The 26,407-nt window shown below is 70.7% G+C and carries 23 protein-coding genes, 1 tRNA gene, 1 pseudogene and 1 riboswitch; of the genes and pseudogenes, 18 read left to right on the top strand and 7 right to left on the bottom strand.

The genetic code is table 11. From position 1 onward, the window contains the following. Positions 1-34 precede the first annotated feature (34 nt). From ACFZCP_RS06360 to ACFZCP_RS06405, 10 genes and pseudogenes are all read left to right on the top strand, one after another. The gene (locus ACFZCP_RS06360; protein WP_362697411.1) at positions 35-1,066 is read left to right on the top strand and encodes a nucleoside triphosphate pyrophosphohydrolase; all 1,032 of its coding nucleotides are present in this window, start codon (positions 35-37) and stop codon (positions 1,064-1,066) included. Beyond that, on the top strand, positions 1,063-2,331 hold the full coding sequence (locus ACFZCP_RS06365) for a cytochrome P450 (RefSeq protein WP_391424550.1): 1,269 nt from the start codon (positions 1,063-1,065) through the stop codon (positions 2,329-2,331). Before ACFZCP_RS06360 ends, ACFZCP_RS06365 begins: the two co-directional genes overlap by 4 nt. 166 nt (positions 2,332-2,497) lie before the next feature. Continuing rightward, positions 2,498-3,595, top strand: a complete 1,098-nt coding sequence (locus ACFZCP_RS06370) for a transglycosylase family protein (protein WP_391424552.1) — start codon at positions 2,498-2,500, stop codon at positions 3,593-3,595. A gap of 182 nt (positions 3,596-3,777) precedes the next feature. Further along, positions 3,778-3,950: riboswitch (cyclic di-AMP (ydaO/yuaA leader) on the top strand. A 4-nt stretch (positions 3,951-3,954) separates the two neighbouring features. Further along, the gene (locus ACFZCP_RS06375; protein WP_391424554.1) at positions 3,955-4,668 is read left to right on the top strand and encodes a transglycosylase family protein; all 714 of its coding nucleotides are present in this window, start codon (positions 3,955-3,957) and stop codon (positions 4,666-4,668) included. 341 nt (positions 4,669-5,009) lie between these two features. Continuing rightward, positions 5,010-6,296 carry a phosphopyruvate hydratase gene (gene eno, locus ACFZCP_RS06380; protein ID WP_362697441.1) on the top strand — a complete coding sequence of 429 codons (1,287 nt, stop codon included), beginning with the start codon at positions 5,010-5,012 and terminating at the stop codon, positions 6,294-6,296. 235 nt (positions 6,297-6,531) lie between these two features. Further along, entirely contained in the window at positions 6,532-7,002 is a 471-nt protein-coding gene (locus ACFZCP_RS06385) for a septum formation initiator family protein (RefSeq protein ID WP_391424556.1), read from the top strand. A gap of 30 nt (positions 7,003-7,032) precedes the next feature. After that, positions 7,033-7,434: pseudogene (locus ACFZCP_RS06390) on the top strand (DUF501 domain-containing protein); the annotation flags it as partial. A 204-nt stretch (positions 7,435-7,638) separates the two neighbouring features. After that, the gene (locus ACFZCP_RS06395) at positions 7,639-8,595 is read left to right on the top strand and encodes an exopolyphosphatase (RefSeq protein WP_391424728.1); all 957 of its coding nucleotides are present in this window, start codon (positions 7,639-7,641) and stop codon (positions 8,593-8,595) included. 444 nt (positions 8,596-9,039) lie between these two features. Further along, positions 9,040-10,416 carry an NAD(P)/FAD-dependent oxidoreductase gene (locus ACFZCP_RS06400; protein ID WP_362697396.1) on the top strand — a complete coding sequence of 459 codons (1,377 nt, stop codon included), beginning with the start codon at positions 9,040-9,042 and terminating at the stop codon, positions 10,414-10,416. A 294-nt stretch (positions 10,417-10,710) separates the two neighbouring features. Continuing rightward, entirely contained in the window at positions 10,711-12,009 is a 1,299-nt protein-coding gene (locus tag ACFZCP_RS06405) for a class I SAM-dependent methyltransferase (RefSeq protein ID WP_391424559.1), read from the top strand. A 57-nt stretch (positions 12,010-12,066) separates the two neighbouring features. Here ACFZCP_RS06405 and ACFZCP_RS06410 read toward each other — a convergent pair whose 3' ends face one another. Further along, positions 12,067-14,595, bottom strand: a complete 2,529-nt coding sequence (locus ACFZCP_RS06410; protein WP_391424562.1) for an FtsX-like permease family protein — start codon at positions 14,593-14,595, stop codon at positions 12,067-12,069. After that, the gene (locus ACFZCP_RS06415; protein ID WP_362697387.1) at positions 14,595-15,365 is read right to left on the bottom strand and encodes an ABC transporter ATP-binding protein; all 771 of its coding nucleotides are present in this window, start codon (positions 15,363-15,365) and stop codon (positions 14,595-14,597) included. Before ACFZCP_RS06415 ends, ACFZCP_RS06410 begins: the two co-directional genes overlap by 1 nt. 390 nt (positions 15,366-15,755) lie before the next feature. Here ACFZCP_RS06415 and ACFZCP_RS06420 point away from each other — a divergent pair. Continuing rightward, positions 15,756-15,839: transfer RNA gene (locus tag ACFZCP_RS06420), tRNA-Leu, on the top strand. A 116-nt stretch (positions 15,840-15,955) separates the two neighbouring features. Here ACFZCP_RS06420 and ACFZCP_RS06425 read toward each other — a convergent pair. Both ACFZCP_RS06425 and ACFZCP_RS06430 read right to left on the bottom strand, forming a co-directional pair. Further along, the gene (locus ACFZCP_RS06425) at positions 15,956-16,207 is read right to left on the bottom strand and encodes a hypothetical protein (protein WP_362697384.1); all 252 of its coding nucleotides are present in this window, start codon (positions 16,205-16,207) and stop codon (positions 15,956-15,958) included. Positions 16,208-16,530: 323 nt separating this feature from the next. Continuing rightward, positions 16,531-16,938, bottom strand: coding sequence for a helix-turn-helix domain-containing protein (locus ACFZCP_RS06430; RefSeq protein WP_391424564.1), 408 nt, complete (start codon positions 16,936-16,938; stop codon positions 16,531-16,533). A 231-nt stretch (positions 16,939-17,169) separates the two neighbouring features. Here ACFZCP_RS06430 and ACFZCP_RS06435 point away from each other — a divergent pair, with 231 nt between their 5' ends. From ACFZCP_RS06435 to ACFZCP_RS06460, 6 genes are all read left to right on the top strand, one after another. Next, complete coding sequence (locus tag ACFZCP_RS06435) at positions 17,170-17,385, top strand: hypothetical protein (protein WP_391424567.1); 216 nt, start codon at positions 17,170-17,172, stop codon at positions 17,383-17,385. Between the two features lie 52 nt (positions 17,386-17,437). After that, entirely contained in the window at positions 17,438-17,656 is a 219-nt protein-coding gene (locus ACFZCP_RS06440) for a hypothetical protein (protein WP_391424569.1), read from the top strand. A 115-nt stretch (positions 17,657-17,771) separates the two neighbouring features. After that, positions 17,772-19,691 carry a hypothetical protein gene (locus ACFZCP_RS06445; protein ID WP_391424570.1) on the top strand — a complete coding sequence of 640 codons (1,920 nt, stop codon included), beginning with the start codon at positions 17,772-17,774 and terminating at the stop codon, positions 19,689-19,691. 50 nt (positions 19,692-19,741) lie between these two features. Continuing rightward, complete coding sequence (locus ACFZCP_RS06450; RefSeq protein WP_391424572.1) at positions 19,742-20,416, top strand: hypothetical protein; 675 nt, start codon at positions 19,742-19,744, stop codon at positions 20,414-20,416. Positions 20,417-20,734: 318 nt separating this feature from the next. Beyond that, positions 20,735-21,934 (top strand): 4-hydroxybenzoate 3-monooxygenase, encoded by a 1,200-nt coding sequence (locus ACFZCP_RS06455; RefSeq protein WP_391424574.1) that lies wholly within the window; start codon positions 20,735-20,737, stop codon positions 21,932-21,934. A gap of 112 nt (positions 21,935-22,046) precedes the next feature. Further along, entirely contained in the window at positions 22,047-22,892 is an 846-nt protein-coding gene (locus tag ACFZCP_RS06460) for a Bax inhibitor-1/YccA family protein (protein ID WP_391424576.1), read from the top strand. A 69-nt stretch (positions 22,893-22,961) separates the two neighbouring features. On the opposite strand, the gene ACFZCP_RS06465 is transcribed toward ACFZCP_RS06460, so the two are convergent. Beyond that, the gene (locus tag ACFZCP_RS06465; RefSeq protein WP_020940491.1) at positions 22,962-23,192 is read right to left on the bottom strand and encodes a DUF4287 domain-containing protein; all 231 of its coding nucleotides are present in this window, start codon (positions 23,190-23,192) and stop codon (positions 22,962-22,964) included. A 99-nt stretch (positions 23,193-23,291) separates the two neighbouring features. Here ACFZCP_RS06465 and ACFZCP_RS06470 point away from each other — a divergent pair, with 99 nt between their 5' ends. Beyond that, entirely contained in the window at positions 23,292-23,603 is a 312-nt protein-coding gene (locus ACFZCP_RS06470; protein ID WP_362697361.1) for a hypothetical protein, read from the top strand. Positions 23,604-23,642: 39 nt separating this feature from the next. Here ACFZCP_RS06470 and ACFZCP_RS06475 read toward each other — a convergent pair whose 3' ends face one another. After that, positions 23,643-24,437 (bottom strand): hypothetical protein, encoded by a 795-nt coding sequence (locus tag ACFZCP_RS06475; protein ID WP_391424730.1) that lies wholly within the window; start codon positions 24,435-24,437, stop codon positions 23,643-23,645. A gap of 283 nt (positions 24,438-24,720) precedes the next feature. Then, a complete protein-coding gene (locus ACFZCP_RS06480) occupies positions 24,721-25,941 on the bottom strand; it encodes an acetyl-CoA C-acetyltransferase (RefSeq protein WP_391424579.1) in 1,221 nt (406 codons plus the stop codon). Between the last annotated feature and the right edge of the window lie 466 nt (positions 25,942-26,407).

Below are 26,407 nucleotides of genomic sequence, written 5' to 3' on the forward strand. Positions count from 1 at the left end.
CCCCCGCCTGTGCGCCGTGGGTTACGTTCGGAGCGTGAACGAAACCAGCCCCGACGCCGCCCCCGGCCGCATCGTCCTGCTCACCACCAGCCACCGCGTCGCGCCCGGCCTGCTGTCCTGGCCCGCCTGGCAGGCGCTGCGCACCGCCGACGCCGTGCTGTGCGCGGACGGCGCCCATCCGCAGCTGCCGTATCTGCGCGAGGCCGGGATATCCGTGGCGGAGGCGTCTCCCGCTGCCCAGGAGCTGGTCGACCTCTGCGCCGGCGGGCGGACGGCGGTGGTCGTGGCCACGGGCGAGGGCGAGCCCGCCCTCACCGACGGTCTGGCCCGCCTGGCCGGCAGCGGCCGCGTCCGCATGCCCGAGCTGGAGCTGCTCCCCGCCTCCTACGACCTGCCCGGCGCCCGCCTCCTCGACCTCGTCCAGGTCATGGACCGCATCCGCGTCGAATGCCCCTGGTCGTCCCGCCAGACCCACCAGGGGCTGGCGAAGTACGGCATCGAGGAGGCCTACGAACTGGTCGAGGCGATCGAGGCCGGCGACCGCGAGGAGCTGCGGGAGGAGCTGGGCGACGTCCTGCTCCAGGTCGTCTTCCACTCCCGCATCGCCGAGGAGCACCCGGACGCGCCGTTCTCCGTCGACGACGTGGCCGGCGGCATCGTCACCAAGCTCATCCACCGCCATCCGCACGTCTTCGGCGACGAGAGGGCCGAGACACCGGAGGACGTCAAGGAGCACTGGCTGCGCACCAAGGCCGAGGAGAAGCGCCGCACTTCGGTCACCGAGGGCGTTCCCCTCGGCCAGCCCGGCCTCGCCCTCGCCGCCAAGCTCGCCTCCCGCGCCCGTACGGCGGAGCTGGACGTCCCCCTGCCCCGGGGCGAGGGCATCGGCTACGAACTGCTGGCGCTCGCGGTGCGGGCCGAGGCGGACGGGGTGGACCCGGAGGCGGCCCTGAGGGCGGCGGCGCGGGCGTACCGGGACGCCATCCGGGCGACGGAAGGCGTGCCCGCAGCGGGCGGCAGGAGCGAAGCGGCCTTCGGTGAAAAGCCGGATACGGTCGAGGAGTGATGGACCAGCCCCACCCCCCGACGGCCCCCGACCTCTTCACCTGGGAGTTCGCCACCGACCCCTACCCCGCCTACGCCTGGCTGCGCGAGCACGCACCCGTGCACCGGACCCGGCTGCCCAGCGGGGTGGAGGCCTGGCTGGTCACGCGGTACGCCGACGCCAAGCAGGCCCTCGCCGACCAGCGGCTGAGCAAGAATCCCGCGCACCATGCCGAGCCCGAGCACGCCAAGGGGAAGACCGGCATCCCCGGTGAGCGCAAGGCCGAGCTGATGACGCACCTGCTCAACATCGACCCGCCGGACCACACGCGCCTGCGCCGCCTGGTCAGCAAGGCGTTCACGCCCCGTCGTGTCGCCGAGTTCGCGCCCCGGGTGCAGGAGCTGACCGACCGCCTCATCGACGGGTTCGCCGGGACGGGCTCCGCCGACCTCATCCACGAGTTCGCCTTCCCGCTGCCCATCTACGCCATCTGCGACCTGCTCGGCGTCCCGCGCGAGGACCAGGACGACTTCCGGGACTGGGCGGGCATGATGATCCGGCACGGGGGAGGACCCAGGGGCGGGGTCGCGCGGTCCGTCAAGAAGATGCGCGGCTATCTCGCCGACCTGATCCACCGCAAGCGCGAGGCACTGCCCGCCGAGCCCGCGCCCGGCGAGGACCTGATCTCGGGCCTCATCCGCGCCTCCGACCACGGCGAGCACCTCACCGAGAACGAGGCCGCCGCCATGGCCTTCATCCTTCTCTTCGCCGGCTTCGAGACGACCGTCAACCTCATCGGCAACGGCACCTACGCCCTGCTCACCCACCCCGGGCAGCGGCGCCGGCTGCAGTCGTCGCTGGCCTGCGGGGAGCGGGACCTCCTGGAGACCGGTGTCGAGGAACTCCTGCGCTACGACGGCCCCGTGGAGCTGGCCACCTGGCGGTTCGCCACCCGGCCGCTGACCATCGGCGGCCAGGACATCGCCGCCGGGGACCCCGTGCTCGTCGTCCTCGCCGCCGCCGACCGCGATCCCGAGCGGTTCGCCGACCCGGAGGTGCTGGACCTGTCCCGCAAGGACAACCAGCATCTCGGCTACGGCCACGGCATCCACTACTGCCTCGGTGCCCCCCTCGCCCGGCTGGAAGGCCAGACCGCCCTCGCCACCCTTCTCACCCGCCTCCCCGACCTGCGGCTCGCGGCCGACCCGGCCGACCTGCGCTGGCGCGGCGGGCTCATCATGCGCGGTCTGCGCACGCTGCCCGTGGAGTTCACGCCCGTCCCGTGATCACGCCCGCCCGGGCACGTCCGGCAGACATCAATTTTGTGATCTTCACGTGATCTACGCGGCATTAACTTGTGACAAGTGATCGTCTGCCTATACGTTCACCCATCAGCGTGGCGCCCAGCTTCACCTGCCACGCCGGTCCCGTTGTCGCACGAAAGGCTTCCGCATGCTCACCGGGAACGGTCGTCACCGTCGCCCCCGCCAGGCTCCGGCTCTCCTCGTCGCGGCCGGAGTGACCGGCTCCGCCATCGCCATCCCGCTCCTCGGCGCCGCGAGCGCCAACGCGGCCGACGGCACCACATGGGACAAGGTGGCCCAGTGCGAGAGCGGGGGTTCGTGGAGCGCGGACAACGGCAACGGGTACTACGGCGGCCTGCAGATATCCCAGGACGACTGGAACGCGTACGGCGGCTCGGAGTACGCCTACAGCGCCGACCAGGCCAGCCGTTCGCAGCAGATAGCCGTCGCCGAGAAGATCCTTGCCGACCGGGGCACCACCCCGTGGGCCACCTGCGCCCTGCTCTCCGGCCTGACCTCCAACTCCGGCTCCGTGAACGTCGACACGGGCCTCGGCGACTCCGACGCGCAGGGCTCCGACGCGCAGGGCTCCGACGCGCAGGGTTCGGACGCGCAGGGCTCCGACGCGCAGGGCTCGGACGCCCAGGGCTCCGACCACTCCTCCCAGTCCAAGCACTCGTCCGACTCCGGCGATTCTTCCGACTCTTCCGGTCTGCCGGATTCATCGTCTTCGTCGCCCTCGTCCGATTCCTCCTCGGGTGCGCACGCCAAGCCGTCCCCGAGCACCGGTAAGCAAGCCGGTTCCGATGGCTCCGACAAGACCGATGAAACCCCCAAGTCCGACAAATCCTCCTCGCCCGGCTCTCAGGGCGAGCAGGGGGGCGACTCGCCCACCGCGGACCCCGCCGGAGAAGACCCGGACAATTCCGGGCAGATCGATGGCTCTTGGAGCCTGGTCGACACCGGCGCGCTCAGCAGCGGCGGACGTCACCGCGGCGGGAGCGCGGACGAAAGCGCGACCACAGACGGTCGGAGCGATGCCTCCTTGGGCCGTCACGCCTCCCGTGACGCGAGCACCTACACCGTTCGTGAGGGCGACACCCTCGTCTCCATCGCCGACTCCCTTGACGTCGACGGCGGATGGTGCGGCCTGTATGCCGAGAACAAGAAGGCCATCGGCGCCGACCCGAACGACATCACTCCCGGTCAGACCCTGAATATCGGTGCGGAAAAGGGCGGAAAGTAGCGGGAGTTGGCGCCCCGCTTCATGCCTAATGTCCGGTTTGGCGAAAGTGTGGGATGAGTCTCAGAAGCCCTGATCGTCTTTGAAATTCCGCCGAGCGCATGGCTACGGTCGAGGCCGCTCGTCACCACGAGCCCCGGCAGTCGCAACGCCGAGTCCTGCCAGCGGTTGCCCGGGAACAGTCGTCGCGTCATGCGCCGTAGGCAGGAGCGGGGGACCCAAGGTAAGTGCCGGGCCCGGCAGTTGAGACTGCTGGAACCGGCTGGGGGTGAAGCCGTGCCTCTCCAGGAGGTGCGGCCGGGCAACTCAACCGGCCCGAACCCGACAGCTCACCTCGCAGGCGTCGGTGAGGGGATCGATCCATGCTGTTTTCCGGCAAGGGCAAGCACCGTCGTCCGTCCAAGGCCACCCGGGTCATCGCGCTCGCCGGTGTCACCGGCGCCGTCGTCGCCGCCCCGCTGATGGCGGCCGGCAACGCCTCCGCCGCCACCGCCTCCGAGTGGGACGCGGTCGCCCAGTGCGAGGCCGGCGGCAACTGGTCCATCAACACCGGCAACGGCTACTACGGCGGCCTGCAGTTCTCCGCCTCCACCTGGGCCGCGTACGGCGGCACCGCCTACGCCGCGCAGGCCAACCAGGCCACCAAGGCGCAGCAGATAGCCGTCGCCGAGAAGGTCCTCGCCGCCCAGGGCAAGGGCGCCTGGCCGGTGTGCGGCACGGGGCTGTCCAGCACCCCCTACGGCGGCTCCGCCCCCACCACCGAGTCGAAGAGCGCCCCGGCGAAGCCCGCCCCGGCGAAGCCCGCCGCGCCGAGCACGACCTCGCGCTCCACCGACACGCAGGCCGCCTCCCGCTCGGCCGAGCGCCCGGCCCCGAGCAAGACCGTCACCACCCCGACCGGCAAGAAGGTCAAGAAGGGCGACGGCGAGTACAAGGTCGTCAAGGGCGACACCCTCAGCACCATCGCCGAGAAGCACGGCGTCAAGGGCGGCTGGCAGAAGCTGTTCGAGCTGAACAAGGACATCGTCGAGGACGCCAACCTCATCTACCCGGGTCAGCAGCTGCACCTGAAGTGACACCGGGTTCCCACCGGAACCACAGCGCTCTCACAAGGCCGGCCCCCATTCCGAAGGCCTCGTGAGGGTCACCCCCCGTCCCCACGGGCTCCCCGCCCCGGCGCGTGTTCCCCCGTACGCGCCGGGGCGGGGTTGTTTGTTCTCCCGGCCCGGCTCGCCGCTCCGTTTCCCCACTCTTCAGCCGGACCTCATCCGGAAGCCTCTTTGTTCCGAGGGTGAACAATAGGTACCGTCTCCCTGTCCACGGGGCGGTCGGTCGATGGCCGACGCCCCCGGGACGGTTAGGCTCTAGTCGCAAGGCGCACCCGCCCCGCACAACCAGCGTCACATCCATGAAGGAGATGCTCGTGCCGTCCATCGACGTCGTCGTAGCCCGGGAAATCCTGGACTCCCGAGGCAACCCCACGGTCGAGGTCGAGGTCGGCCTCGACGACGGCAGCACGGGTCGTGCCGCCGTCCCGTCCGGCGCCTCCACCGGTGCCTTCGAGGCCATCGAGCTGCGCGACGGTGACCCGAACCGCTACCAGGGCAAGGGCGTGGAGAAGGCCGTCCTCGCCGTCATCGAGCAGATCGGCCCGGAGCTGGTCGGCTACGACGCCACCGAGCAGCGCCTGATCGACCAGGCCATGTTCGACCTGGACGCCACCGACAACAAGGGCTCCCTCGGCGCCAACGCCATCCTGGGTGTCTCCCTCGCCGTCGCCCACGCCGCCTCCGAGGCCAGCGACCTGCCGCTCTTCCGCTACCTGGGCGGCCCGAACGCGCACCTGCTGCCGGTGCCGATGATGAACATCCTGAACGGCGGCTCGCACGCCGACTCCAACGTGGACATCCAGGAGTTCATGATCGCCCCGATCGGCGCGGAGTCCTTCTCCGAGGCCCTGCGCTGGGGCACCGAGGTCTACCACACCCTCAAGAAGGTCCTGAAGAGCAAGGGCCTGTCCACCGGTCTCGGCGACGAGGGCGGCTTCGCCCCGAACCTCGGCTCCAACCGCGAGGCCCTCGACCTCATCCTCGAGGCCGTCAAGCAGGCCGGCTACGTCCCCGGCGAGCAGATCGCGCTCGCGCTCGACGTCGCCGCGTCCGAGTTCTACAAGGACGGCAAGTACGAGTTCGAGGGCAAGTCCCGCTCGGCCGCCGAGATGACCGAGTACTACGAGGAACTGGTGGCGGCCTACCCGCTCGTCTCCATCGAGGACCCGCTGTTCGAGGACGACTGGGCCGGCTGGAAGGTCATCACCGACAAGCTCGGCGACAAGGTCCAGCTGGTCGGCGACGACCTGTTCGTCACCAACCCGGAGCGTCTGGCCCGCGGCATCGAGGAGGGCACCGCCAACGCCCTGCTGGTCAAGGTCAACCAGATCGGCTCGCTGACCGAGACCCTGGACGCCGTGGAGCTGGCCCAGCGCAACGGCTTCAAGTGCATGATGTCCCACCGCTCCGGCGAGACCGAGGACGTCACCATCGCCGACCTGGCCGTCGCCACCAACTGCGGCCAGATCAAGACCGGTGCCCCGGCCCGCTCGGAGCGCGTCGCCAAGTACAACCAGCTGCTGCGCATCGAGGAGATCCTCGACGACGCCGCGGTCTACGCGGGCCGCTCCGCCTTCCCCCGCTTCAAGGGCTGAGCGTTCCCGCAGGTCCGCTCCGCGGACCATCGACACGGCAGGGGCCGACCCTTCCCGGGCCACGTCCCAGCCAGTCCTACGTACGTCCCCGTACCCGGTCCCGTACCGTGTCCGGGGACGTACGCGCGTGTTGACGGGAGGCGGGGAAGATGGCCGTGCTGAGCTGCCCCTGGGCACCCCCCGGACCCCCGGCCGGTGAGCGGGCGGCCGGAGCGACGAGGCGAGGTGAGCTGTCATGACGGGCCGGGACCGGTTCTCCACCGCGACCAGGCTCAGGCTGCTCGGCGAGCAGACCGCGGCCCGGGTCTACCGCTCCCAGACCAAGCGGCAGGCCCGCCGCTCCCGTCTCACCGGCCGGGCCGCGCTGCTCGCGCTGGTGCTGTGCACGCTGATCGTCGCCCTCGCCTATCCCATGCGGCAGTACGTCTCCCAGCGCGCCGAGATCGCCGACGTCCAGCGGCAGCAGCGGCAGGCCCGCGAGCGTGTCGAGCAGCTGCGCGACCTCAAGGCGCGCTGGCAGGACGACGCCTATGCGGAGCAGCAGATCCGTCGCCGGCTGCACTATGTGAAGCCCGGCGAGACCGGGTACACCGTGATCGACCCGGGTGCGGCCAAGCAGTCGCGCGCCGGCCTCGGGGCCGCCCAACGGCCCTGGTACGCGAACGTCTGGGACGGCGTCGACAAGTCCGACGCCTCCGACCAGTGAACCGACAGAAAGACAGCTGAAGAAACAGTCATGGAAACGCCTCCGCCGCCCACTCCGCACACCGAGCCGACCGACGCGGACGTCGAGGCCTTCAAGCAGCAGCTCGGGCGTCCGCCGCGCGGGCTCAGGGCGATCGCGCACCGGTGCCCGTGCGGGCAGCCGGACGTCGTGGAGACGGCCCCGCGGCTGCCGGACGGCACGCCCTTCCCGACGACGTACTACCTGACGTGCCCGCGCGCGGCCTCCGCGATCGGCACGCTGGAGGCGAACGGCGTCATGAAGGAGATGACCGAGCGGCTGCAGAGCGACCCCGAGCTGGCCGCCGCCTACCGGGCCGCGCACGAGGACTACATCCGGCGCCGGGACGAGATCGAGGTCCTGGAGGGCTTCCCGAGCGCGGGCGGCATGCCGGACCGCGTGAAGTGCCTGCACGTCCTGGTGGGCCACTCGCTGGCCGCGGGACCGGGCGTGAACCCCCTCGGTGACGAGGCGATCGCCATGCTGCCCGAGTGGTGGCGCAAGGGTCCGTGCGTCCAGCCGCTCCAGGCGCCCGATCCGGCGGACGAGCACCCGGGCGAGCAGGGCGCGGTGTTCGACCCCGCCGAGGTCCGCAGCGGTTTCTTCGCCCACCGGCCCCTGCTCGTCGAGGGATTCACCCGCGTCGCCGCCGTCGACTGCGGCACGAACTCCATCCGTCTCCTCGTCGCGGACGTCAACCCGGCCACCGGCGAGCTGCTGGAGCTGGACCGGCGCATGACGATCGTGCGGCTCGGCCAGGGCGTGGACCGCACCGGCCGACTGGCGCCCGAGGCGCTGGAGCGGACCTTCGCGGCGTGCCGTGAGTACGCGGACGTCATCCGCGAACTGGGCGCCACGAAGGTGCGGTTCGTCGCCACCTCCGCCTCCCGGGACGCCGAGAACCGGGACGACTTCGTGCGCGGCGTCGTGGACATCCTGGGTGTCGAGCCCGAGGTCATCACCGGGGACCAGGAGGCCGCGTCCTCCTTCACCGGGGCGACGAAGGAGCTCAAGGGCCGCGACGACCTCGCCAGGCCCTACCTGGTGGTGGACATCGGCGGCGGCTCCACCGAGTTCGTCGTGGGCGAGGACCGGGTGCGGGCCGCGCGGTCCGTGGACGTCGGCTGCGTGCGGATGACCGAACGGCACCTGGTGCAGGACGGCAAGGTGAGCGACCCGCCCACCGAGGAGCAGATCGCCGCCATGAGGGCCGACATCGAGGCCGCCCTGGACCTCGCCGAGGAGACGGTCCCGCTGCGCGAGGCGCGCACCCTGGTCGGCCTCGCCGGCTCGGTGACCACCGTGTCCGCGATCGCCCAGGATCTTGCCGCGTACGACTCCGAGCGCATCCACCACTCGCGCATCTCGCGCGAGCGCGTCCGTGAGATCACCGAGCTGCTGCTGCGTTCCACACACGCCGAACGTGCCGCGATCCCGTCCATGCACCCGGGCCGCGTCGACGTCATCGGTGCGGGCGCGCTCGTGCTGCTCGCGATCATGGAGCGCACCGGGGCCGGGGAGGTCGTCGTCAGCGAGCACGACATCCTCGACGGCATCGCGTGGTCGGTGGCGTAGCTCTCTTTTGTTACTGGCCAGTAGCCGTCGGCTGAGCAGGTCGGATAACGTCTGAGCGGGAGTGAGGGGCCCTCAGGGGCCCCTCGGTGGCGGCCGGTCGGAAAAGTTCGTGAAGTTCTTCACAAGGAATTTGGTCGCGCGGGGCCGAGAAACGGGGCCGGTTGGCCCTTCCGAGGGCCGTCGAGTCGTTTGAACATGTTCAGACGGCAGGTGTGAGAGGGGCCCGGAAGGCGTTGTTCCGGGGGTGTCGCGCGATGCTCACGAGCACCCCGGTTGCCCAGAGCGGCAGCTCACGCGGCCTTGACAACGGGTCAGACCACCTCATGGTTCACTCTCGTCGCCATGACCTGCGTCACGCGGGCCGCGCAGTTTAGCACAGGGTCTGTCGGACCTTGTGAAGGGGCGCACGAGCACCCCTGTCGAGGCGGGTGGATACTCGATGGCATGAGCACCACGGAGCGTCCCAGGATCCTCGTAGTAGGCGGTGGGTACGTAGGCCTGTACGCAGCTCGGCGCATCCTCAAGAAGATGCGCTACGGCGAGGCGACCGTCACGGTCGTCGACCCCCGGTCGTACATGACCTACCAGCCCTTCCTCCCCGAAGCCGCCGCCGGCAGCATCTCCCCTCGCCACGTCGTCGTCCCGCTGCGACGCGTGCTGCCGAAGGCGGAGGTCCTCACCGGCCGGGTCACCACCATCGACCAGGACCGCAAGGTCGCCACGATCGCCCCTCTGGTGGGCGAGGCGTACGAGCTGCCCTTCGACTACCTGGTCATCGCGATGGGCGCGGTCTCCCGCACCTTCCCGATCCCCGGCCTCGCCGAGCAGGGCATCGGCATGAAGGGCATCGAGGAGTCCATCGGCCTGCGCAACCACGTCCTCGAACAGCTGGACAAGGCCGACTCCACGACCGACGAGGAGATCCGCCGCAAGGCGCTCACCTTCGTCTTCATCGGCGGTGGCTTCGCGGGTGCGGAGACCATCGGCGAGGTCGAGGACATGGCCCGCGACGCGGCCAAGTACTACAAGAACGTGTCCCGTGAGGACATGCGCTTCGTCCTCGTCGACGCCGCCGACAAGATCCTCCCCGAGGTCGGCCCCAAGCTCGGCCAGTACGGCAAGGAGCACCTGGAGAGCCGCGGCGTGGAGATCTACCTCTCCACCTCGATGGACTCCTGCGTCGACGGCCACGTCGTGCTGAAGAACGGCCTCGAGGTCGACTCCAACACGATCGTCTGGACGGCCGGGGTCAAGCCCAACCCGGCGCTGTCCCGCTTCGGCCTCCCGCTGGGCCCGCGCGGCCACGTCGACTGCGCGCCCACCCTCCAGGTCCAGGGCACGGACTACATCTGGGCCGCGGGCGACAACGCCCAGGTCCCGGACGTCGCCGCCCGCAAGGCCGGCGTCGAGAACGCCTGGTGCCCGCCGAACGCCCAGCACGCGCTGCGCCAGGCCAAGGTCCTCGGCGACAACGTGGTCTCCGGCATGCGGGGCTTCCCGCAGAAGGACTACAGCCACGCCAACAAGGGTGCGGTCGCCGGTCTCGGCCTGCACAAGGGCGTCGCGATGATCGTCATGGGCAAGATGAAGATCAAGCTCAAGGGCCGCCTCGCCTGGTACATGCACCGTGGCTACCACGGCATGGCGATGCCGACCTGGAACCGCAAGATCCGCGTCTTCGCCGACTGGACGCTCGGCATGTTCCTCAAGCGCGAGGTCGTCTCGCTCGGCGCCATGGAGAACCCCCGCGAGGAGTTCTACGAGGCCGCCAAGCCGGCGCCGGTCGCCGCCGCGAAGACCGAGAAGGCCAAGGCCTCCTGACCTGCGACGGTCGCTGATCCACCCGAAGGACCCCCTGCCATCCGTGGTGCAGGGGGTCCTTCGGCGTTGCGGGGACTCCCCGGCGCCGCGGGGGAGTTCCCGGCGCGGTGACGTCCGGTGGTGACGTCCGGTGGTGACGGCCGGTGCGGCACCGCCGGAATCCCCCGTCGTGACCCGTCGCCGGCACGGAGGAAAAAACACCCGCCACAACCCCTTTGCGGGACTGCGCAGGGCGACCGTCGGTGCTTACGTGGTGAACGGACATCCGGGATCGTCGTCTTGGAGGTGTGCGCCATGGCCGACGCCGCGTCGCGGCTGACAAGGGTTGCCGAGCAGATGCTGGGAATGCCGTTCCCGCTGCGGATCCGCGCCTGGGACGGCTCCCAGGCCGGGCCGCCAGGAGCACCGGCCCTCGTCATCCGCAACCGCCGCGCCCTTCGCCGACTGCTGTTCAAACCGGGCGAGCTTGGCCTGGCCCGCGCCTGGGTCGCAGGCGACCTGGACATCGAGGGCGACCTGTACACCGCGCTCGACGCCATGGCCGGACTGGTCTGGGAGAGGGGGGAGGACGCCCGCGGTCTCGCCCAGGCCGTGCGCGACCCGCAGGTGCGGGCCGCCGCCCTCGAACTGCTCAAGCTCCTCGGACCGCCCGTCCCGCCCGCCCCGCCGCGCGAGGAGGTCCGCAGGCGCCGCCATCTGCACACCCGGCACAGCGACAAGCGGGCCATCAGCCACCACTACGACGTCGGCAACGACTTCTACGAGATGGTCCTCGGCCCGTCGATGGTCTACTCGTGCGCATACTGGGGGGCCGTCGAAGAGGACGCGACCCTGGAGTCGGCCCAGCGCGACAAGCTCGAACTGGTCTGCCGCAAGCTCGGCCTGACGCCCGGCCGGCGGCTGCTGGACGTCGGCTGCGGCTGGGGCTCGATGGCCCTGCACGCGGCGCGGGAGCACGGCGTGAGCGTCGTCGGCATCACCCTCTCCCAGGAACAGGCCGTCTACGCCCGCAAGCGCGTCGCCGACGAGGGCCTGGCCGACCGGGTGGAGATCAGGGTCCAGGACTACCGGGACGTCGCGGACGGCCCCTACGACGCGATCTCCTCCATCGGCATGGCCGAGCACGTCGGCGCCGAACGCTACCTGGAGTACGCGAGCACCCTCCACGCCCTGCTGAAGCCGGGCGGACGCCTGCTCAACCACCAGATCGCCCGCCGCCCGCAGCGCGACGAATCGGCCTACGAGACCGACCGCTTCATCGACGCCTACGTCTTCCCGGACGGCGAACTCGCCCCTCTCGGCACCACCGTCACCCAGCTGGAGCGCGCCGGCTTCGAGGTCCGGGACGTGGAGTCGATCCGCGAGCACTACGCCCACACCCTGCGCCGCTGGGTCGCCAACCTGGAGGCCGGCTGGGACCGCGCCGTCCGCCTCACCAGCCCCGGCCGCGCCCGCGTCTGGCGGCTGTACATGGCCGCCTGCGCGCTCGCCTTCGAGCGCAACCGCATCGGGGTCAACCAGGTGCTGGCCGTCCGCACCCCCGAGGCGGGCGCCTCCGGCCTGCCGCTGCGCCCCCGCACCTGGCACGGCTGAACACGGCACAGGCCCCGCTCTGCGCAGGCAGAGCGGGGCCTGTCGTGGCCGTCCGTGCTACTCGGCCTTGATGGCCGCCAGCATGTTCAGCCGGGCCGCGCGCCGGGCCGGCCACAGGGCGGCCAGCACGCCGACCCCCGCCGCCAGCAGCAGGAAGACCGCCATCCGGACCCAGGGCAGCACCAGTTCGTACGTCGCCATCTTGGTGCCCAGCAGCTCACCGGCCGCCCAGCCGAAGAACACGCCCAGACCGATGCCGAGCACGCCGCCGAACAGGGAGATCACCAGGGACTCCAGGCGGACCATCCGCTTGACCGCCTTGCGGTCCAGGCCGATCGCGCGCAGCATCCCGATCTCCTGGGAGCGCTCGAAGACCGACATGGCCAGGGTGTTGATGACGCCGAGGACCGCGACGATCACCGCCATGCCGAGCAGGCCGTAGAGCATGTTCAGCATCGTCGTGAACATCTTCGCGATGCCGTTGGAGATGTCCTGCTTGTCCTGGACCTTGATCGCCGGGTTGGTGCCGAGGGCCTTCTCCAGCTTCGTCTTGACCGCGTCGGAGGCGCCGTCCGCCGTCTTGACCATGACCTGCATGTCGGCCGGGTCCTTCAGGTGCGGGGTGACGTCCTTGTTGTCGACGATGATCCCGTTGAGCAGTTCGTTGCCCTCGTAGATCCCGGCGACCGTCAGCTTCTGCGCCTTGCCGTCCTCGAAGTGCGCGGTGAACCGGGATCCGGCCCGCCAGCCGTAGTCCTTGGCGCGGTCCTTGTCCACGACGACGTGCGTGCCGTCGACCTTGAACGTGCCGTCCTGCACCTTGAGGTCCGTCAGCTCGCCGATCACCGAGCCGTTGACGCCGGTCAGGAACTCGGTCTGGCCGCCGATGCGGGACTCCGCGTTGCGCAGCGGGCTGCTGGCGGTGACGCCGTCGGTGGCGGCGATCTTCTTCGCCACCTCGGGGGAGAGCGGCGAGCGGTTGGCCATCGAGACGATGTAGTCCGCGCGGACCGCCGAGCTGGCCATCTTGTCGATCGCCGTCTGCAGGCTGCCCGCCATCACCGTCATCCCGGTGATCAGGGTCAGGCCGATCATCAGCGCGGAGGCCGTGGCCGCCGTACGGCGCGGGTTGCGCACCGAGTTCTGGCGGGCCAGCTTGCCCGAGACGCCGAACAGGCGCAGCACCGGCGAGGCGGCCGCGATCAGCGGGCGGGACAGCAGCGGGGTCAGGATGAACACGCCGATGATGAGCAGGACCGCGCCGAGACCCATCGGGCCCTGGGCGGCGTCGGCGTCCATCGACGTGGCCGCGAGGACCACGGCGATGCCGGCCGCGGAGAACAGCGCGCCGAACGTGTTGCGCAGCACCAGCGACTTGGTGGTCGCCTTGGCGTGCACGCTGCTCATCGCCGCCACCGGCGGGATCTTCGCGGCCCGGCGGCCCGGCAGCCAGGCGGCCAGCACGGTGATGACGATGCCGACGGCGAGCGCGGACACCACGGTGCCCGGCGTGATCACCAGTGGCCCGTCCGGCATGGCAGCCCCGAAGGAGCCCAGCAGGCTCCGCAGCCCCGCGCCGATGCCGATGCCCGCGACCAGACCGGTCACGCCGGCGACCGTGCCGACCACGAACGCCTCGATCAGCACCGAGCGGGTGACCTGCCGGCGGGAGGCGCCGACCGCCCGCAGCAGGGCCAGTTCCTTGGTGCGCTGGGCGACCAGCATGGTGAAGGTGTTGGCGATGATGAACGTGCCGACGAACAGGGCGATGCCGGCGAACACCAGCAGGGCCTGCTTCAGACCGCTCATCGAGGACGAGATCATCTTCGCCTGGTCGTCGGCGAGCCGCTTGCCGGTCGTGCTCTCCACCAGGTGCGAAGGCAGAGCCTTGTCCAGCGTGGACTTGAGCGCGGTCTGGCTGGTTCCCGACGCCGCCTCCACGTCGATCTCGTCGTAGGAGCCCTTCTTGTTGAACAGCGCCTGCGCGGTCGGTGTGTCGAACAGCGCGAGGCTGCCGCCGGCGGCCACGTTGCCGTCGTCGGTGGTGAAGATGCCGCTGATGCGCGGGGTGAGGACCGGGCCGTCGACGGAGAGGTGCACCGTGTCGCCGACCTTGTAGCCGGCGCGCTCGGCGGTCTTGGAGTCGATCAGCACCTCGTCCTTGCCGCGCGGGGCGTGACCGCTCGTCAGCGGGTAACGGGCGTCCTTGGTGCCCCAGTAGTTGCCGCCCTCGGACTGCCAGTCGCCGCCGACCAGCTTGCCGTCCTTGCCGGCGATCGCGGTGAAGCCGGTGACGACACCGGTCGCGGAGGCGGCGCCCGGGACCTTCGCGGCCTTGTCGACCAGCGCCTGGGTCAGCTCGGGGGTCTTGCCGACCCGGTCGCCCTCGGAGTCCTGGTGCTTGGGGCTGATGGAGACGTCGACGTGGTCGAAGCCCTTGGCGGAGCTCTTCTGGTAGGCGTCGGAGATGGTGTTGGTGAAGACCAGGGTCCCGGACACGAACGCCACGCCGAGCATGACGGCGAGCACGGTCATCAGGAGCCGGGCCTTGTGCGCGAGTACGTTGCGCAGGGCTGTGCGGAACATCAGCTGGTACGGCCCTTCGCGTCGAACTGCTTCATGAGGTCGAGCACGGCGTCGGACGTCGGGGCGTGGATCTCGTCCACGATCCGCCCGTCCGCGAGGAAGACCACGCGGTCCGCGTACGCCGCCGCCACCGGGTCGTGGGTCACCATGACCACCGTCTGGCCCAGCTCGCGCACGGAGTTGCGCAGGAAGCCCAGCACCTCGGCGCCGGAGCGCGAGTCGAGGTTTCCGGTCGGCTCGTCACCGAAGATGATCTCGGGCTTGGAGGCGAGCGCGCGGGCCACGGCGACGCGCTGCTGCTGGCCGCCGGAGAGCTGCGAGGGCCGGTGGGTCAGGCGTCCGGACAGGCCGACCATCTGGATGACCTGGTCCAGCCACGCCTTGTCGGGCTTGCGGCCGGCGATGTCCATCGGCAGCGTGATGTTCTCCAGCGCGGTCAGCGTCGGCAGCAGGTTGAAGGCCTGGAAGATGAAGCCGATCTTGTCCCGGCGCAACTTGGTGAGCTGCTTGTCCTTCAGGGAGCCCAGCTCGGTCTCGCCGATCCGCACGGACCCGGAGGAGAAGCTGTCCAGACCGGCCACGCAGTGCATCAGCGTGGACTTGCCGGAACCGGACGGGCCCATGATCGCGGTGAACTCGGCCTGCCGGAAGTCGACGGAGACCTGGTCCAGGGCGACCACCCGGGTCTCACCCTGCCCATAGATCTTCGACAGCTCGGTGGCGCGTGCGGCCACGGCCGTGGTCCGGCCTGCGATGGGTGTGGTGGTCACGGGAGGGTGCTCCTGTCGGGACGACATCGGTTCGTGGGGACGGATCCATCGTCCCGGCCGAAGGTGCCCGTGAAGTCAGCCGCAGTTCCCGTTCCGGGGGGAGACTCCGGTCGGACGGAGCGGGTCCGTGTCATACCTGGGGAGGACGGGCGCCCCCGAGACCGCCTTGTCGAGAACGGGTGGAGCGCCCTCGTTCGGTAGGTGAAATTCCGTCATTCCACGTACGCGCACACCCGTGCCACGCCAGGCTATTGGCAAGTGCTGATGGCGCGTTTCCCCGGCTGATGCACGCTCAGAAGTCAATAAAATAAGACAACATCGCTCCGTCGTTCCGCTGTTCGGGGGATGCGTCCCGATAGGCTCGGAACTCGAAAGCGGGGCCCATGGCCTGCCCGGATGGTGGAATGCAGACACGGCGAGCTTAAACCTCGCTGCCCCTTCGCGGGCGTGCCGGTTCAAGTCCGGCTCCGGGCACTTTCCGCGCCTGCGAGACCCCGTGCGGGACATCGGCACGGTGTCCGAATCAAGGGCGGTGCCGCAGTCACCCCGAGGCCGGCCGCTCGTGCGCAGCCGGCCGGTGCACCCCCTCCTCACCCCTCGTAGACCGTCAGTACGGCACCCTCCACCTCGATGCGGCGGCCCGCCCGCAGGCCGCCCGCGCGCAGGGTGCGCAGGCAGGCGTGGAACAGGGCCAGCTCGTCGGTGTCCAGGATCGCGGCGGCCAGGTCCAGCAGGTCGAAGACCGCCTTCTCGGTCAGCTCCTCGGGCAGTTCGCCGGAGAGCAGGACGACCGATTCACCGGCGGGCCCCCGGACCACCGCGGTGGTCGGCCCGCCATGCACGAACAACACGTTCCCCCCAAAGAGCCCGGGGTCGTGCGGCTCTCGCTCCTCGGGCAGGACGAGAGACTAGCGGGGGATCATGGTGCTTTCGGGGCAGTTGAAATCTTTTTCCGACTTGGCGCGAAGAGCGGGCATTCGTGGTCGCCGGCGTGCGGTCGGCGTAGGTCCGCGGTCACCGGACGGCCGCGGTCGGCGTAGGTCCGCGGTCACCGGACGGCCGCGGTCGCCGGACCGGCCGGTGCCGTCGGCGGACTGGCCCGCGGCGGTGTCCGGGGTGGCCGGTGGCGGTGTCCGGGCCGGTCGGGCGGCGGTGTCCGGGCGGGTCAGTTCTCCGGCGTGCGCTGCGCGGAGCGGCCCAGCAGGGACTCCACCAGGGCGGCGACGTGCCTCCGGTCGTCGACCGACAGCTGCTGCACGCTGGCGATGAGCAGGTCCACCTCGGGGTCGCTGGGCCGGGGGGCCGCGCCGTCCGCGTCCGGGGCGGCCGGGGTGCCGTACACGTGGATGCCGCAGGCCTCGGCCGCGGCGCGCCGCACGGTGTCGAGCGGCAGTTCGAGTCCCTTGGCCAGGCCCTCCAGTGTGGCCGCCTGGGGCATGCGGACCACCCGGTCGGTGGTGGCCAGGTGGTGGACGGTGGAGCGGGGTACGCCGCCACGGCGTGCCACGTCGCCGTATGACCAGCTCTTTCGGTCGAGGCGCTCGCGGATCAACTGCTGCAGTGCGTTGGACACCGTTGGTCACTTCCTGCTCGCCGTTGGGCCGAACCCTCCCTGTCGCCGCTGATTCTACGGTCGGGTAGCCGGGCTGCCGAAAGGGTGATTCCCCGAACGGGTTGCGCAGCGGCGCCGCGAGGCCCTAGTGTCCAATCTCGTTGGACAGTCCGTCCGACCAAGTTGGACAGAGTCCGGGGGGAACCTGACTCGATCCGACCGGAACTGCCTTTTCCCGAGGGGGAATTGATCATGATGAACGCCCATGAGCTCGACGCCGAGTCCGCGGAGCTGCTGCCGGGCCGTGAGGCCCTCGGTCGTCTGAAGTTCAGCTTCGGCAAGACGGTCAACGTCACCAAGCACGTCGCGAACATCTCCGCGCACAACGAGTCCGCCGCCCTGAACGACCACTCCTCGTGGTCGGTGGCCGACTCCGGCGCCTCGCAGACCATCAGCGTCACCCAGTAGCGCCCGCGCACCACCTCGACCCACCGCAGAAACCAAGGAAAGGATCTTCACCATGAGCATGGACATGCGCGAGCTGGACGGCGAGTCCGCGGAGCTGCTGCCGGGCCGTGAGGCCCTCGGTCGTCTGAAGTTCAGCTTCGGCAGGACGGTCAACGTCACCAAGCACGTCGCGAACATCGCCGCCGACAACCAGTCGGCCGCCCTCAACGACCACTCCGCGTGGTCGGACGCCCAGTCGCACGCCGCGCAGACGATCACCGTCAAGCAGTAGCGGTACCGCCGCGACGACGGCCCCGGGGGGCGGACCGCACCGACAACGCGGGCGCGGTCCGCCCCCCGGCGTCATCCCAGGGGGGAAGCGGCGAGGACGTGGGGGGAGACCACATATGACGGTGCTGGGAGACGGCACCTCCGCGCTCTACGACACCGGCCCGCTGCCCGGGCCCGGTGGCTGGCCGGTGACGTACGAGCAGGTCACGACCGGCACCGTGCCGATCGTCGGAGTGCCGGGCCGCCCGGTGCCGCGGCTCAGCGCGGGACTGCGGCTGCACGGCGAGTACCAGGGCTCGGGCTTCACCGAGCCGAAGTACATCGCCCGTCGGGGGGACGGGCAGGTCGTGCAGCTGTCGCGGCTGCTGTATCTCGTGGCGTCGTCCGTCGACGGCGTCCGGGACACGGACGTGATCGCCCACCGGGTAAGCGCCCGGTTCGGCCGCGAGGTCAGCGGGGACAACGTCCGCTACCTGGTCGAGAACAAGCTCGAACCGCTCGGCGTGACCGTGCCCGAGGGGCAGGAGAGCGACGAGGTCGACGCCCCGCGCTCCGACCTGCTGCTCGCTCTCAAGGGCCACCGGGTGGTCTTCGACGAGCGCCGCACGGCGAAGATCGCACGGGCACTGTCCTGGCTGCACCGGCCGGCCGTCGTCGTCGCCGTGCTGCTCGCGGCCGTGGCCATGGACGTGTGGCTGTTCGGCTTCTTCGGGGCGATCGAGCCGGTCCTGGAGGTCCTGGACCAGCCGCTGCTGATCCTGATCGTCTTCGTCCTCACCGTGGCCTCGCTCGTCTTCCACGAGTTCGGCCACGCCTCCGCCTGCAGATACGGCGGCGCCCGTCCCGGGTGCATCGGCTGCGGGCTCTTCCTCATCTGGCCGTCGATGTACACCGACGTCACCGACGTCTACCGGATCGGCCGCGCCGGCCGGATCCGGACCGACCTGGGCGGGGTGTACTTCAACGTCGTCTTCATGCTGGCCATGGCCGGGGCCTACTTCGCCACCGGGGCGCAGTTCTTCCTGGCCGCGGTCTACCTCGGGCACTTCGAGATCCTCGAACAGCTGATGCCGGCGGTCCGGCTGGACGGCTACTACATCCTGGGCGACCTCGCCGGCGTGCCGGACCTCTACGGCAAGATCAAGCCGATCCTTCTCTCCCTGGTGCCCGGCGCCAAGGGGCGGGCGGCCCGCACGGAGGTCGCCGGGCTGAAGAAGTCCGCGCGCACCATCGTCGCCGCCTGGGTGCTGACGATGGTGCCGCTGATCGTCGGCGAGATGGGTTACGCGCTGTGGAACCTGCCGCGGATCCTCACCACGATGACGCGGTCGCTGACCGAACAACTCCTCGGCACCGGCTCGGCGTTCGCGCACGGGCAGATCGTCGAGGGGCTCGTCGGGACGATCGGCACGATCATGCTGCTGTGCCCGATGGCGGGCGTCGTCTACCTGTCCGTGAAGATCGGCGGCCGGCTCCTGCGGGCCGCCAAGCGCTCCACGGCCGGGCGGCCCCAGCTGCGGCTGGCGCTGTGCGCCCTCGCGCTCGCCGGGCTGACCGGCCTCAGCTACGCGTGGGTGTCCGGAGTGACCCCGCAGCCGCTGCCCAAGAAGCCGCCGATCGCCCCGATCCTGCAGCCCGGCGTGCCCACGCACGTGCCCGCGCTGCCGGACGCGTCGACGCCGGGCACGGGCCGCGACGGCTCGCCGGGCCGGCCGGGCGCCGAATCCGGGGTCCCGTCGGCGGTTCCGGGGGCATCGGCCCCGGGGGCGTCCGCCGGGCCGTCGGGCGGGGCGCCGGACAGCGCCTCCGCAACGCCGTCGGCGTCCTCCTCCGCACCGGGCGAGCCCGGCAAACCGACCCGGAGCAGCTCCCGGCAGCCGGAGACGTCCGGCGCGGGCACGGCGGGAGCACCGCAGCCGACGCCGTCCGCAACGGCGCCCGAGCCCTCGCCGACGCCGTCGGAGAGCGTCCCGGTGTCGCCGCCGGCCAGCCCCTCGGCACCGCCCACCGAGTCACCGGCTCCGGTGTCGTCGTGATCCCGGGCGCCCGCGCCCACACCTCACTTCACCCTTCGTCAGGAGAGCTCATGACCAGCCATCGAAAGGAACGCGCCAGCGGCCGTCCCTTCGCCCACCGCGTCGCGCGGATAGGGGTCTTCGCCGCCGGAGTGGCCGGAATGGCGACCGCCGTCCCGGCCCAGGCGGCAACCGGTCCGGCGCACGCCGCCGTCACGTCGGACCACGTCTTCAGCCACGCCGACCGGGCGCACCACACCGAGGCCCGGGACTCCTTCACCGTCCGGCAGTTCGGCTCCGTGAACGCCGTCGGTGTGCGCAACCAGGCCAACGCCGTCTCCGCCGGCTGTTCGGTGGACGACCACTGCCGCTCGGTCGCACTGTCCTTCCAGATCGTCACGGTCGCCGGGGAACGCACCCATCTGAACGCCGTCAACCTCAGCGACGCCGCCAACAAGGAGTGCACCGGCTGCCAGACCCTGGCCGGTGCCTACCAGTTCGTCGTCTCCACACCGGCGCCGTTCAGTCTGAACAGCGCCAGTCGGCACAGGCTGGACGACATCCACCGCAGGCTCGACGCGCTGACCCGCTCCTCGCTGCCCGCCGCCGAGCTGCGAAAGCGCGTGGACGGGCTGGCCGCCGAGGTCACCGCGGTGCTGGGCGACGCCGTCGCGCATGCCCCTCAGCAGCATGCGAAGCCGGCGGTGACCCTGCACCGCCACCTGGACGGCTGGCCGGGCCACTGACCCGAGCCGAGCCCGTCCCGAGCCGGCCGCCGGTTCCGCGAGCGCACCCGCGGAACCGGCGGCCGGCCGTCTGCCGTTGACCCATCCGCCTCGCCGATCCGTCCGCCTCGCCGATCCGCCGGTCTCACTGATCCGCCGGTGTCACTGATCCACCGGCATCGCTGATTCATCGGCCTCACCGATCCACCAGCCTCGCCGATTCACCGGTCTCACCGATTCATTGACATCGCATGCCCCCCGTCGCAGACTCGACGCACCAGTGCAGGAAACTTCACCAGGCGAACACCCAAGGGATGGGCGCCAGCCGGAGGAAAGCCGATGCGGACCACCGTCGGGATCATCGGAGCCGGACCGGCCGGACTGCTGCTGGCGCGGCTGCTGCACCGCGCGGGCATCGACTCGGTCGTCCTGGAGAGCCGCGAGCGCGCGTACGTGGAGCACCGTCAGCGCGCCGGCATCCTGGAGCAGGGCACGGTGGACGTGCTGCGGGCGGCCGGGGCCGGGGAGCGGATGGACCGCGAGGGGCTGCGCCACGACGGGATCGAGCTGCGCTTCGACCGGCGCCGCCACCGCGTCGACTTCCCCGCCCGCACCGGCGGACGGTCCGTCATGGTCTACGCCCAGACCGAGGTCTGCAAGGACCTCATCGCCCTCCAGCTGGCCGACGGCGGGCCGCTGCTGTTCGGGGCCCGGGCCCTGGCCGTCGAGGACGCGACGGGCGACCGGCCGCGCGTGCCCTTCCGTCACCAGGGCCGTGAGGCGGTGCTGGAGTGCGACTACGTCGTCGGGTGCGACGGCTTCCGCGGTGTGGCCAGAACGGCCTTCCCGGCCGCCGTGTCCCGGGTGTTCGAGCGGTCGTACCCCTATGCCTGGCTCGGCATCCTCGCCGACGTCGCGCCCTCCCACGACGAGCTGGTCTACGCCCGCCACGACCGGGGCTTCGCCCTCGCGTCCATGCGGTCCCCGTCCGTCTCGCGCCTCTACCTCCAGGTGCCCGCCGGGACCGAGGCCGGGCAGTGGACCGACGGTGCGATCTGGGCCGAACTGGAGCGGCGCCTGGAGACCGACGGCTACTGGACGCTGCACCGCGGCCCCGTCACCCAGAAGTCGGTCACACCCATGCGGTCCTTCGTGCACGAACCGATGCGCCACGGCCGGCTCTTCCTCGCCGGTGATGCCGCTCACATCGTGCCGCCGACGGGAGCCAAAGGGCTGAACCTGGCCGTCGCGGACGTCGCCACCTTCGCCCGGGCGCTCACCCATGCCCGGCAGACCGGTTCCCCCGACCTCCTGGACGCCTACTCCGCGACCTGCCTGCGCCGCGTCTGGCAGGCCGAGCGGTTCTCCTACGACATGACGACCCTGCTGCACTGCGCCCCGGACGCCCCCGCGTTCGACGCCCGTCTCCAGCTGGCCCGGCTGGAGAGGATCGCCTCCTGCCGGGCGGCCGAAACCGACCTCGCCGACGCGTACACGGGCTTCCCCCCGGTCATGGCCGGGAACAAGCCTTCCGGTTAGCGTGTTGCGCAGCACGGCGAGGGAAAGATCCTCCTCAAGTATTACGGTCGATCCTTTGCCAATCCATTACTCTTTGAGCCAAGACTGCGCACGGCAGTCATGGAGGAGTGAAATGAGGAGCAGCAACCCGGTCTTCTCGCGACGGGGGTTCAGCCGCGACAACGGCTACGCCGGCTTCAACACCGCACCGCAGGCCGGGTACGCACAGGGCAACCCCTACGCGCAGAACCCGTACGCCCAGCAGGGCGTGCAGTACGGCGCCCCGCCGCAGGCCCCCGCCACCACCGGCCGGATGACGATGGACGACGTCATCGTGCGCTCGGCCCTCACGCTCGGCACGGTCGCCGTCGGCGCCGTCCTCGCGTGGACGCTGCTGCCGGTCTCGCCGACCAGCTACGCCCTGGCCTTCGGCGCCGGGCTCGTCGCGATGGTCCTGGGACTGGTGCAGAGCTTCAAGCGCACCCCGTCGCCCGCCCTGATCCTGGGGTACGCCGCCTTCGAGGGCATCTTCCTCGGCGTCATCAGCGAGGTCTACGACAGCCGCTGGAGCGGCGCGCCCTTCCAGGCGGTGCTCGGCACCATGGCGGTCTCCGCCGCCACCCTGCTGATCTACAAGGCCGGCTGGATCCGCGTCACGGCCCGCTACGCCCGCATCGGTACGGCGATCGCCCTCGCCTTCGTGCTGGTCCTCGCGGTCAACCTGCTGCTCGTCGCCTTCGGCGTCGCCGAGCACGGCGGCCTGCGCAGCTTCGGTCCGCTCGGCGCGATCGTCGGCATCATCGCCATCGTGCTCGGCGCGTTCTTCCTGACCCTCGACTTCAAGCAGATCGAGGACGGCATCGCCTACGGCGCCCCACGCAACGAGGCCTGGCTCGCCGCGTTCGGCCTCACCATGACCCTGGTGTGGATCTACGTGGAGATGCTGCGGCTGGTGGCGATCTTCAGCAACAACGACTAGCCGGCACACCGGTCGTGGCCGGTCGTGCGAGAGAGGGCCCCGGGTGCGACCCGGGGCCCTCTCGGCGTCTCAGAGCAGCTTCCGGGCCGCCCTCCTCAGGTCGTACTCATGAACGATCGCCTTGGCGTGGCCGTACGCGAGGTCGTACTCGTGCCGGAGCCAGCTGACCTTCTCCTCGAAGCGGAACAGGGCGGGGCCTTCTTCTACGGTGCGCAGCCAGTCGGAGACCTCACGACCGGTGCAGTGCGGAATGCGGGCGAGCAGATTGCGGTGGGTCTCCTCGGAGAAGAGTTGGGACATCGGCGCCTCCGAACGCAAAGGGGATGTAAGCCGGTCCTTCACGTCACCGTGCCTGAGCGTTCGCGTATTGGCAACAGTGCGGCGCGTTACGCTCGGCGCGTGGTTGATACGACGCCCTTGACCCGAGCCGTGGATCACTTCGCCGACCGGCTGCGGGCGGCTCCGCAGAGCAGGCTGCAACGCAGCGGCGCCGCGGAGGCGCTGGAACTGGCCCGGCAGTTGGCACGCTGGACGCAGAGCATCGAGGAACCGGCCACCGCGCCGCGTCAGATGCCGGACGCCGGGATGTTCGCGGTCGCCGATCAGATTCTGGTGGCCGCGCACGACTTGGCGGTGGTGCTGCAGAGCGACGACCAGGTGGCCGAGGCGGTCGTGCTGGTGGAGGAGGCGCGCAAGAGAGCCGGGGTCTGACACCGGCGCCCGGCCCGCGCGAAAGGCGCCGTCAGGCCGTCAGAGGGACGCGATGACCCGGTCGGCGAGGATGTACACCGTGTCCTCGCCGCAGGTGAAGGTGAGGGCGTAGGCGCCGGAGACGCCCGAGCCGCCGAGGAGGTAGGGGCTTTCGCCCTCCCGCAGGGCCGCTGCCAGACGTTCGGCCGTCTCCCGGTGGCCCGGGGTCATGCACAGGGTGGTGCCGTCGGCGAAGACGTAGACGTCGAGGGTGCCGAGGGGGCCGGGGCGGACGTCGGAGAGTTCGACCTGCTCGGCGGCCAGCTGCTCCAGCGTGATCGCCGTGCGCTCGTGGTCGTTGACGACCGGCGACTGCACCGGGACGAAGTCGGGGTGCGAGGGGTGACGGCGGCGGGCCGCGGCCAGCTCCGCGGACTCCCCGGCACTCTCGTCCGCCTCGGTGGCCGGCTCGGCCACCGGCTCCAGCGGCTCCAGGCCCGCGAAGTCGGCCTGCCGGGGCAGGAACGGATCGCCGTCGGCGAGTCCGTCGGCGATGCCGAGCAGCGAGGGTGCGTCGGAGGCGTCACGGGCCTCCTGGGCGGCCCAGAACGCGCGGGCCTCCGCCAGCTCCCGCTCCCGCTCCTCGGCGAGCGCCTCGGCCACGGCCGTGCGTATCTCGTCGGTGTCGGCGGCCGTGCGGGCTGCGGGCAGCAGCGCGCGCATGGACGCCGTCTGGTTCGCGGCGAGCTGGGCCTGAAGGTCCGCGAGCTGGCGGCGCAGCTTCAGGACGGTGCGCAGGACAGCGACGCCCACGGCGCCCGTGGCGGCCGTGGTGAGCAGCAGGGCGATCGGCATGGCGCTCACTGACGTACTCCCAGGTTCAAAGTCGACCCCCGACTTCCTACATCAGCTTGAAGGGCGGACTAACCAGCTGTCAGTGCGTAACGTCACGAAAGGGACAGGAATTTGGTCGTGGGGTTCCCAGGCCCACGGCACTGACCAGCGCAGATGTCTCCGGCGAGGGAGATAGGTCACACCTTGAGGGAGATTGGATCACAAAAAGGCCCAGAACCCTTGGGTTTTCCGGGTTCCGGGCCCTTTGTGCACCTGCTGTGTCCGGTCGGCTACCGAGGGTCGGTCAGCTGAGGCGCTCGATGACCATCGCCATGCCCTGACCGCCGCCGACGCACATCGTCTCCAGGCCGAACTGCTTGTCGTGCCACTGCAGCGAGTTGATGAGCGTGCCGGTGATACGGGCACCGGTCATGCCGAAGGGGTGGCCGACGGCGATGGCGCCGCCGTTGACGTTCAGCTTGTCGATGTCGATGCCGAGGTCACGGTAGGAGGGGATCACCTGGGCGGCGAAGGCCTCGTTGATCTCGACCAGGTCGATGTCGTCGATGGTCAGGCCGGCCCGGCGCAGGGCCTGCCGGCTGGCCTCGACCGGGCCGAGGCCCATGATCTCGGGGGACAGGCCCGAGACGCCGGTCGACACGATCCGGGCGAGCGGGGTCAGGCCCAGCTCACGGGCCTTGGTGTCGCTCATGACGACCACGGCCGCGGCGCCGTCGTTGAGGGGGCAGCAGTTGCCGGCGGTGACCAGACCGTCCGGGCGGAAGACCGGCTTGAGGCCCGACACGCCCTCCATCGTGACGCCGGCGCGCGGGCCGTCGTCCTTGCTGACGACCGTGCCGTCGGGGAGGGTAACCGGGGTGATCTCGCGCTCCCAGAAGCCGCTCTTGATGGCTTCCTCGGCGAGGTTCTGCGAGCGGACGCCGAACTCGTCCATGTCCTGGCGGGTGACGCCCTTCCAGCGGGCCAGGTTCTCGGCGGTCTGGCCCATCGTGATGTACGCGTCGGGGACCAGCCCGTCCTCACGCGGGTCGTGCCACGTGGTGCCCTCCTGCTGGGCGACGGCGACGGTGCGGGCCTCGGCCTCGGCGAAGAGGGGGTTGTGCGTGTCCGGGAGGCCGTCGGAGCTGCCCTTGGCGAACCGGGAGACCGTCTCGACACCGGCCGAGATGAAGACGTCGCCCTCGCCGGCCTTGATGGCGTGCAGGGCCATGCGGGAGGTCTGCAGCGAGGAGGAGCAGTAACGGGTGACGGTGCAGCCCGGGAGGTGGTCCATGCCCATCTGTACGGCGACGATCCGGCCGAGGTTGTGGCCCTGCTCGCCGCCCGGGAGGCCGCAGCCCAGCATCAGGTCGTCGATGTCCCTGGGGTCCAGCTCGGGGATCTTGGCGAGGGCTGCCTGGATGATCGTCGCCGTGAGGTCGTCGGGGCGCAGGTCCTTGAGGGATCCCTTGCCGGCGCGGCCGATGGGGGAGCGGGCGGTCGAGACGATGACGGCTTCGGGCATCACGGCTCCAGTGGCGTACGGGTGATTTTGCAGGACCGCTTGGGAAGTTACCCGGCCGTACCTGCGAGGTCATCGGTGTCGGGGTGTGACACTGGCCGCAATTGTCTAAGCGCTTGCTTGGCTGCCGGTCAAGCTTTTTCCCGCCCACCCACCCGTCTCGGCCGACAGAGAGGTCCCTTCGCGGGCCCGGCGAAGAGCCCCCTGCGTGCTTGTGCCTGGGCGTCTTTCTTTTCCCGCCCGCCCGTCCGTCTCGGTCGGCAGGGAGGTCCCTCCGCGGGCCCGGCGAAGAGCCCCCTGCGTGCTTGTGCCTGGGCCTCTTTCTTTTCCCGCCCGCCCGTCCGTCTCGGTCGGCAGGGAGGTCCCTTCGCGGGCCCGGCGAAGAGCCCCCTGCGTGCTTGTGCCTGGGCGTCTTTCTTTTCCCGCCCGCCCGCCCGTCCGTCTCGGTCGGCAGAGAGGTCCCTTCGCG

This window comes from Streptomyces sp. NPDC007971, assembly GCF_042958635.1.
Taxonomy (GTDB): domain Bacteria; phylum Actinomycetota; class Actinomycetes; order Streptomycetales; family Streptomycetaceae; genus Streptomyces.